8 protein-coding genes are annotated in these 8165 nt (G+C 28.9%); 5 read left to right on the top strand and 3 right to left on the bottom strand.

The window, feature by feature from the left end:
- On the top strand, nt 1-1009 hold a 1009-nt coding region (locus tag KJQ97_RS08225; RefSeq protein WP_214120531.1), incomplete at its 5' end, for an ATP-binding protein.
- 32 nt (nt 1010-1041) lie between these two features.
- Here the strand turns inward: KJQ97_RS08225 and KJQ97_RS08230 are convergent.
- From KJQ97_RS08230 to KJQ97_RS08240, 3 genes are read right to left on the bottom strand one after another with little or no spacing between them, the layout of a single operon-like run.
- Nucleotides 1042-1836: a nitrilase-related carbon-nitrogen hydrolase gene (locus KJQ97_RS08230; protein ID WP_214120532.1), complete on the bottom strand. Its 795-nt coding sequence runs from the start codon at nt 1834-1836 to the stop codon at nt 1042-1044.
- Nucleotides 1836-2495 carry an RraA family protein gene (locus tag KJQ97_RS08235; protein ID WP_214117872.1) on the bottom strand — a complete coding sequence of 220 codons (660 nt, stop codon included), beginning with the start codon at nt 2493-2495 and terminating at the stop codon, nt 1836-1838. The genes KJQ97_RS08230 and KJQ97_RS08235 overlap by 1 nt, the downstream gene beginning before the upstream one ends.
- 20 nt (nt 2496-2515) lie before the next feature.
- Complete coding sequence (locus KJQ97_RS08240) at nt 2516-3754, bottom strand: MFS transporter (protein ID WP_214117871.1); 1239 nt, start codon at nt 3752-3754, stop codon at nt 2516-2518.
- Nucleotides 3755-3986: 232 nt separating this feature from the next.
- On the opposite strand from KJQ97_RS08240, the gene KJQ97_RS08245 reads away from it, so the two are divergent.
- The 4 genes from KJQ97_RS08245 to KJQ97_RS08260 form a co-directional block, all read left to right on the top strand.
- Nucleotides 3987-5285 (top strand): GntT/GntP/DsdX family permease, encoded by a 1299-nt coding sequence (locus KJQ97_RS08245; RefSeq protein ID WP_214120533.1) that lies wholly within the window; start codon nt 3987-3989, stop codon nt 5283-5285.
- A 9-nt stretch (nt 5286-5294) separates the two neighbouring features.
- Complete coding sequence (gene dsdA / locus KJQ97_RS08250; RefSeq protein WP_214120534.1) at nt 5295-6566, top strand: D-serine ammonia-lyase; 1272 nt, start codon at nt 5295-5297, stop codon at nt 6564-6566.
- A gap of 71 nt (nt 6567-6637) precedes the next feature.
- A complete protein-coding gene (locus KJQ97_RS08255) occupies nt 6638-7264 on the top strand; it encodes a helix-turn-helix transcriptional regulator (protein ID WP_214117868.1) in 627 nt (208 codons plus the stop codon).
- A gap of 84 nt (nt 7265-7348) precedes the next feature.
- Nucleotides 7349-8165 (top strand): radical SAM protein (locus KJQ97_RS08260; protein ID WP_214120535.1); only part of this gene is annotated, 817 nt, incomplete at its 3' end.

Genomic DNA, 8165 nt, shown 5'->3' on the forward strand with positions numbered 1-8165 from the left:
TGATAATTCTATTCCATCGCAATTTCAGTATATTTGTGATGAGATATTTAAGAATAAAAATATTCATTTGATTTTATGTGGCTCAATTATTTCTATGATGTATGAATATACATTATCATACAATTCTCCTTTATATGGTAGAAGAACTAGTGCTATTAAGCTTGAAGCACTTGAGTTTAAGTATTTAAAAGATTTTTTTCCTAATAAAACTAAAAATGAGCTTATAGAAATATATAGTGTGTTTTATAGTATCCCAAAATATCTTGAGCTTATAAATGATAAAGGGGATATTTATGAAAATATTAAAGCAAATATTTTAAATCCAAATTCATATTTATATAATGAAGCTAGTTTTGTATTACAAAATGAAATCAATGAACCTATAACTTATTTTTCAATTTTAAAAATTATTGCTAGTGGAGAACACAAGATCGGAAATATTGCTAGTAAATTAGGTAAAAGTCCAAATAATATAACATCTTTTATAGATAAATTAATTGAGCTTGATATTATTTATAAAATTATTCCTATAACCGAACAAAATCCAGAAAAATCAAAAAAAAGTTTATATTTTATAAAAGATAATTTTTTAAGATTTTATTTTGCATATATATTTCCTTATAAATCTCAACTTGAACTTGATAATACAGATTATGTAATTAATATAATTAAGACAAGTTTTATGGAATTTATAAGTAGGGTGTATGAAGATTTAGCGATTAATTATCTTTTAAATACACATAAAGACCTTTTAAAATGCGGTAGATGGTGGGATAAAAATACAGAAATTGATGCGGTTGGGGTCGCTAAAGATTATTTAATAGTTGCTGAATGTAAATATAAAAATAAAGCAGTAGGAACTAATGTTTTAGAAGATTTAAAAGCAAAAGCTACTAAAATAGATAGTAATTTACCTATTAAAAAATATATTTTATTTAGCAAAAGCGGTTTTACAAATGATTTAAAAGCACTTGCTAGTGATGAAATACAATTAATTGAATTATTATAAATTTCGTATGTTTAAGGCATACGAAATTTAGTTTATAGGCTATATAAATTAGGCTTTCTTTGAGATATACAAGGCAAGGTTTTTCTAACTTCATCAATTTTATTAAAATCAATTTCAAATATTTGAATACCTTCATCAACGCCAAATTTTATTTCTTCAAGTCCAAGTGGATTTATTAGGCACGAGCGACCAGTGTAGATATTACCTGTTTGATTACTAGCACATAAATATATTGTGTTTTCTAAAGCTCTTGTTTTAGTAAGTAGCATAAAATGTTCATCTTTATGTTTGCCATCTACCCAAGCAGTAGGAACTAATACAAGCCTTGCACCATCAAGTGCTAAAGTTCTAGCAATTTCAGGGAAACGAAGTTCATAACACACCATTATCCCCATTTTGCCCCATTTTGTATCAAAGGCTTTTATTTTTTCATTACTTGCATTTATATCTTTACTTTCATCATAGCTAAAAGCATCGTAAAGGTGAGTTTTTGAATATTTATGGATTATTTTGCCACAATCAGCAAAAATTACACTATTTTTAGTTTTTTCATTATCTTTTTCATAAAAACCAAAAACAACTGCGATATTTAACTCTTTACTTTTATTAATAATGCTTGTTACAAATTCTTCATCAATATTTTGAGCAATGGTATTAAAATTAATCCCTTCATTACTAGGCACAAAAGCCTGTGAAGTTTCTGGAAACACCACAAGCTCAGCACCAAAAGATTTTGCCTTTTGCATAAAATCAATAATTTTTTCAAGGTTAATTTTATAATTTCTATCAGTTTTTATTTGAGCTAAAGCAATTTTTAATTTATTCATCATAAACCCTCAAAATATTTGTTTGCACCTAAAATTTCGCTAAGTGGAATGCCTTTATCTATTTTTGCTTTTGTTTCAATTTCTCCGATTTGAACATTTATTGCTCTTTTGCCAAGTTCTTCAACATTATCAATATCTGGATTTAAAACCAGTATTCCATCATCATCAGCTACTATCAAATCTCCTGGATTTATAACAACATTATCAATAGCAATAGGAACATTAATTGAGCCTTCAATTCCTTTAATTCTAGTTGTTAAAGCACTAACATTTCTATACCAAACATTAACGCCAAGATTTTTAATAGCATTCAAATCAGTTACACAACCATCAATGATTACCCCACCAACTTTTTTGTGTCTTGCCATATAGCAAACTAATTCTCCAAAAGGTGCTCTTTCATAATCTTTATTAGTATCAATTACTACAATATCACCTTCATTTACAATATCAAATACTTTATGAACAGCAGTAGAATCAAGGTGTGGTATTCTAACGGTTATAGCAGTTCCTACTAATTTTTTTCCACTATGAAGTGGCTTTAAATTTCTAATAAAACCACAATCTTGCATATGTCCTATAGTTGAAGGGCAAACCTCTTTATAAAGATTAAGAATTTCATCTGAAACTTTACTAACTCTTTTGTTTAAAATAAACATTTTTTCTCCTTTTATTAAAATTAATTACTTTCTAAAGCATTGTCAGGTTTGACAAATAAATAAGCTATCATAGCAAGTGTTACAGGAATTATATTAAATAATATAGCTATATTCCATCCATATTTTTGTGCCATCCAGCCAACTAAAATAGGCGAGAACGCTGAACCTACATTTCCCCATAAATTCATCCAAGAGCTAACCGCTGCTGCTTGACTTCTACCTTTATCAGCTGCAACAGCCCAAGATACAACAACAGGAAGTCCTAAAAATCCAAAACCAAGACTTAAAAATAAAATACTAAGCATTGTATTTTCAACATATACAACTAAAAATAAGCATATATCAAATATTAAAAATCCAGCAACTGCTAAATAAGTTCTAGCTTTTTTAAAACTATTTGTAATTTTTAAAATCTTATCGCTTAATCCACCACCAAGTGCAACAAATATACAAATAGCAAGCCAAGGAGCTCCAGCGTAAAATCCCATAGCTTTTAAATCAAGCCCTTTAGCTTCTAGTAAGAATGTAGGAAGCCAAGTCATAAACATACCTGTCATATAAACACAAAAAAAGTATGCAATTCCAAGTGCATAAAATTCTTTATTTTTTAAGAATGCTTTCCAAGGAGTTTTTTTAATACTATCTACAAATCTTTCACTTTGAATATATAAAAGTTCGTCTTTACTAATAAATTTATTATCTTCAGGTCTTGATGAACTTATAAAATAATAAATCAAGGCGATTAAAATTCCAATCGCACCAAATACATAAAATACACTATGCCAACCATAATTATTGACAAGCCAAACAGATATAAATGGAGCAATTACTGGCCCAAAGTATGAACCTGCTAGTAAAAATGAAGCTGCTCTTGCTTTTTCTTTTTTACCAAACCAGTTATTATTAAATGCTGCATTGCTAGGATATATAGGAGCTTCTCCTAAACCAAATAAAAATCTAACTACTAAAAGTAGCATAAATGTTCCTGCAAGTGGCGTTAAAATAGTAAAAATTGACCATAAAATTAATGCAAAAATAGTCATAAATTTATTGCCAAATTTTTGAATTAAAATACCACTTGGAATTTGAGCTGCGGCATAAGCTATAAAAAATGCAGAATTTAATAAGCCAAATTGAGTTTTATCTATATTAAATTCTTGCATCATAAAACTAGCAACGACAGAAATATTTGCCCTATCCATATAAGCGATTAAGCCTATTAGGAAAAATACAAAGGCTATAAGCCACCTAAATCTCATAATTTCTCCTTTTTTTAAAATTAACTTATTTTCATTATATAAAAATAATAAAATTTTATTATTATTTTTTCTAAAATTAATAAAAATTTGTTACTTTTTGTAATATTTTATGAAAAAGTAAGAAAAATTAAGAAAATTTATTAAAAAAAATCAAAAAAATTATTATTTTAAGAAAATTTTAAAGATGGGGGGGGGTATAATCAAATGATGATTTTTAAATAAAGGAGAAAATATGAGCAATTTTGCTTTAATTTCGGTCTTAATAGCTTCTATTGCTTTAGTTGTGTTTTGTATTACAAAACTTAAAATCCACGCTTTTTTATCATTAAGCTTAGCAAGTATTTTTGTCGCACTTATAACTGGTGTTGATTTAACAAAAATCGGTTCTATTATTGAAAATGGAGTAGGTGGGACGCTAGGATTTTTAGCTGTTATTATTGGTTGTGGAAGTATCTTAGGAAAAATGCTAGAAGTTAGTGGCGGAGCGCAAAAAATAGCCCTATCATTACTAAATCTACTTGGTAAAAAAAGAGCTGATATTGTTATGATGTTGGTTGGATTTATTGCTGGTATTCCTGTATTTGTTGAGGTTGGATTTGTCTTATTAGTGCCTTTAGTTTTAGTTGTAGCTAAAGAAATAGGTGTTAGCAGAATAAAAATAGGCATAGCATTAGCAACTTCGCTAATGGCAGTTCATTGTATGGTGCCACCACACCCAGCAGCTACTAGCATAGTAGCTACTTTAGGTGCTGATATAGGTCAAGTAATTTGGATGAGTATAGTTGTGGGTATGATATGTGCTTTTATAGGTGGGGTTTTGTTTTTGAAATTCTTTGATTTTTCAAAAGATAATGAGATGAGTGTTTTTGATAATACAAGTTCTACTTATAACTCTATGCCAAGCACAGCAATTACTTATTTTACAATACTTTTGCCTTTAGTTTTAATGTTGCTTAAGACTTTAGTATTTAAAGATAATGCAGTATTTGCATTCATTGGAAATCCTATTATCGCATTATTAATAAGTGTTTTTGTAGCATACTATACTTTAGGTTTAAAGCAAGGCTATTCTATGCAAAATTTAATGGAATTTAGTTCTAATTCATTTACGCAAATTGCTTCAATTTTATTAATCATAGGAGCAGGTGGAGCTTTTAATGAGATATTAATTGCTTCAGGCATTGGCGAAGCATTAAAGCAGACTTTAGGAAGTTTGAGTTTAAATCCTGTATTTTTAGCTTGGTTAATTGCTATTATTTTACATGCTAGTGTTGGAAGTGCAACGGTTGCTATGATTAGTGCAGCAGGAATTGTCTTGCAAATGGATAGTAATGTTAGTAAAGAAGTTTTATGCCTTGCAATAGGAAGTGGTGCTATAGGTTTTACTATCGTAACAGATAGCTTATTTTGGCTAGTAAAAGAAAGCTTAGGAATGAGTGTAAAGGCTATGTTTAAATACTTTACAAGTGCGACTTTAGTAGCAAGTATAAGTGGTTTAATCTTAAGCTATGTTTTATCAATAATTTTATAAGGAGTAAAAATGTTAATTGAAAATCTAAAAGCAATGAAAGAAACAAGTTGGATTAATACAAATCTAAGCAATGATGTATTAAATGAATTAAACAAAGGTGCTATTAAGCTTGATAGAATTGATGATGCAAGGGCTAGGCTTAATCGTTTTGCACCTTTACTTAAGATAATTTTCCCTGCTACAAATATTACTAATGGTATTATAGAAAGCCCATTAGCTTGTGTGAATAATTATAAAAAAGAGTTAGAAAAATTAAGCGGTGCTAGTATTAATGGCGATGTTTATATAAAACTTGATTCGCATTTACCAATATCAGGCTCTATTAAGGCTCGTGGTGGAATATATGAAGTATTAAAACACGCAGAAGATTTGCTAATAGAAAATAATATGCTAAGTATTCAAGATGATTATTCAAAACTTGCCGAGCCAAAATATAAAGAATTTTTAAGTAAATATAAAATAGCAGTTGGCTCAACCGGTAATCTTGGTCTTTCAATAGGAATTATGAGTGCGAAACTTGGCTTTAAAGTAGAAGTTCATATGAGTGATTGTGCTAAAGAATGGAAGAAAAAAATGTTAAGAGAGCACGGATGCAGCGTGATTACTTATGAAGATGATTACGGCGTCGCAGTAGAGCAGGGAAGAAAAAGTTCTGAAAATAATCCGTATTGTTATTTTATAGATGATGAAAACTCGCATAATTTATTTTTAGGATATAGCGTTGCTGCAAAGAGATTAAAAGGACAATTGCAAGCATTAGATATTAATATCAGCAAAGATAGACCGCTTTATGTTTATCTTCCTTGCGGTGTTGGTGGTGGTCCTGGTGGGGTTGCTTATGGGCTTAAGGCTGAATTTGGAGATTGTGTAAAATGCTTTTTTGCTGAGCCAACGCATAGTCCTTGTATGATACTTGGACTTGCTACCGGAAAACATAATGATATAAGTGTAGCTGATATTGGGCTTGATAATATTACGGCTGCTGATGGACTTGCTGTTGGTCGTGCGAGTGGTCTTGTAGGTAAAGTGCTTGAGCGTGTAATTGATGGAAGTTTTACGGTAAGTGATGAGAATATGTATAGATATTTAAGCTTACTTGCATCTAGCGAAGGTATTAAGCTTGAGCCTTCGGCTTTAGCTGGAGTTAAAGGCTTAATGATTTCTAATGAGCTTAAAACTGAACACAAAAACGCAATTCATCTAATATGGGCAACAGGTGGAAGTATGGTGCCAGACGCTGAAATGGCTGAATTTATTAAAACAGGAGATGAATTATTATAAAATAAGCCCTAAAATAGGGCTTATAATTACTTTACGCAACTATAATTTACAAAACATTTACCGAGGGCTTTATGAATCAACAAACAAGAACAGAATATATAAAATTAGTGCATTTTTTAGCACAAGCTTTAGGCAAGGATTATGAAATAGTTTTGCACGATATAAATGATGATGGAATGAGTATTGCAGAAATTGCTAATAATCACATAAGCGGAAGAAGTATTAATTCTCCTATTACAGGATTTGCACTTGAGCTTGTTAATAAAAAGATTTATGAAGAAAGAGATTTTTTAAGCAATTATAAAGCAAGTGCAGGTGGAAAAAATATAAGAGGTAGCACATTTTTTATCAAAGAAGGCAATAAATTAAGTGGAATGCTATGTATAAACTACGATAAAAGTAGAATGGAAAATATAGCAGCACAATTATTAGGTAGCGATATACCTGTAGAAGAAGCTGCTTATGAAGAAGTTTTGAGCCTTGATTTAAATGAGCTAATTCAAGAATTAACAGGGCTTAGCGTAAATGAGCTAAAAAATACTAATCTAAAACCAAAACAAAGACAAATAATAGTAGATAAAATCTATGAAAAAGGTATTTTTAATATAAAAGGCTCAATTACAGAAATAGCTAATCTTTTAAACCTTTCAGAATCAAGCATATATCGTTGTATAAACAAATCTAAACAAAAATTTTAATCAAGCATAAACGCTTGATTAAGTTAAATTCCATTAGTATTTAGTGCTAAAATCTCAATAGTAATTAATATTAAAGGTATTTTTATGAAAGTAATTTTTGGCCCAGTTAATTCAAGAAGATTTAAAAAATCTTTAGGTATAGATTTAAGTCCTAATGAGAAATGTTGTAATTTTGATTGTTTATATTGTGAGCTTGGAAAAGCTAAATTAAAATATGAAAATAAATCAAATTTAAGTGTTGAATATATAATAAATGAGCTAAAAGAAGCTTTGAAAATACATAAAGATTGCGATTATATAAGCATTAGTGCAAATGGCGAACCTACTTTATATCCATATTTAGATGAATTGATTATAAAAATAAATGAAGTTAAAAAGAATGCAAAATCATTAATTTTGAGTAATGCAAGCACAATTTTTGATAAAAATATTCAAAAGGCATTATTAAATCTTGATAGCGTTAAACTAAGCATTGATAGTGTAAATCCTAAAGTATTTCGCAAAATTGATAGGACGAATATAGATATAAATAAAATAGTTCAAGGTATAAAAGAATTTAGTCAAATTTATAAAGGTGAGTTGATTTTAGAATGCTTGGTTTTAGATGGTATTAATGATGATGAAAAGGATTTTATTGCTTTAAATGATATTTTAAAGGATATTAAAGCAACTAGACTTGATTTAGGAACTATTGATAGACCGAGTGATTATAATGTAAAGGCTGCAAGTTTTGAGAAATTAAGTAAATTGGCTAGTTTGATAACTAATATAAAAGTTAATATTATGAGTAGAAATACTAATATAAATAAATATGATGATTTGCTTAAAACTATTAGTTTAAGACCATTAAGCTCACAAGAAATTGATGAAAAAGATATAAAAATGTTAGATGAATTAGTAG

The sequence above is a fragment of the Campylobacter sp. 2018MI01 genome (genome assembly GCF_018501205.1).
In the GTDB taxonomy this organism is placed as follows: Bacteria; Campylobacterota; Campylobacteria; order Campylobacterales; family Campylobacteraceae; genus Campylobacter_E.

Excerpts from the sequence above, each read along its gene's own strand:
- KJQ97_RS08235 (WP_214117872.1), bottom strand. The coding sequence starts at position 2,495 with ATGTTTATTTTAAACAAAAGAGTTAGTAAAGTTTCAGATGAAATTCTT.
- KJQ97_RS08230 (WP_214120532.1), bottom strand. The coding sequence starts at position 1,836 with ATGAATAAATTAAAAATTGCTTTAGCTCAAATAAAAACTGATAGAAAT.
- KJQ97_RS08245 (WP_214120533.1), top strand. The coding sequence starts at position 3,987 with ATGAGCAATTTTGCTTTAATTTCGGTCTTAATAGCTTCTATTGCTTTA.
- dsdA (WP_214120534.1), top strand. The coding sequence starts at position 5,295 with ATGTTAATTGAAAATCTAAAAGCAATGAAAGAAACAAGTTGGATTAAT.
- KJQ97_RS08240 (WP_214117871.1), bottom strand. The coding sequence starts at position 3,754 with ATGAGATTTAGGTGGCTTATAGCCTTTGTATTTTTCCTAATAGGCTTA.
- KJQ97_RS08255 (WP_214117868.1), top strand. The coding sequence starts at position 6,638 with ATGAATCAACAAACAAGAACAGAATATATAAAATTAGTGCATTTTTTA.